Source organism: Stenotrophomonas sp. SrG, from assembly GCF_050031795.1.
Lineage (GTDB): Bacteria > Pseudomonadota > Gammaproteobacteria > Xanthomonadales > Xanthomonadaceae > Stenotrophomonas > Stenotrophomonas rhizophila_A.
In genome coordinates, this window is record NZ_JBNBBE010000544.1 from 1 (window position 1) to 253 (window position 253).

The 253-nt window shown below is 63.2% G+C and carries 1 pseudogene; it reads right to left on the bottom strand.

The window, feature by feature from the left end:
* Window positions 1–81 precede the first annotated feature (81 nt).
* Window positions 82–253: pseudogene (locus ACQG3P_RS20790) on the bottom strand (endonuclease/exonuclease/phosphatase family protein); the annotation flags it as partial.

The window sequence follows — 253 nt, forward strand, 5'->3', positions numbered from 1 at the left end:
AAAAAAAGACAGCGGCCTTCGGGCCGCTGTCTCTTTTTGGATCCGGATCACGTAGCGCCACGACCTGCGTGGCTGCCTGCCTCACGGTGCGAACTGCAGGCGGGTCCACACCCCGTAATGGTCCGACGCCCAGCGCCCTACGGCGTAGGGCTGGTCGAACAGCAGCCGCGCTTCGCGGGCCAGCAGCTTGTCCTGCTGGCAAAAGATGTGGTCGATGCGCGAGGGCGCATCGTAGTAATGCCGGTTCAACGTA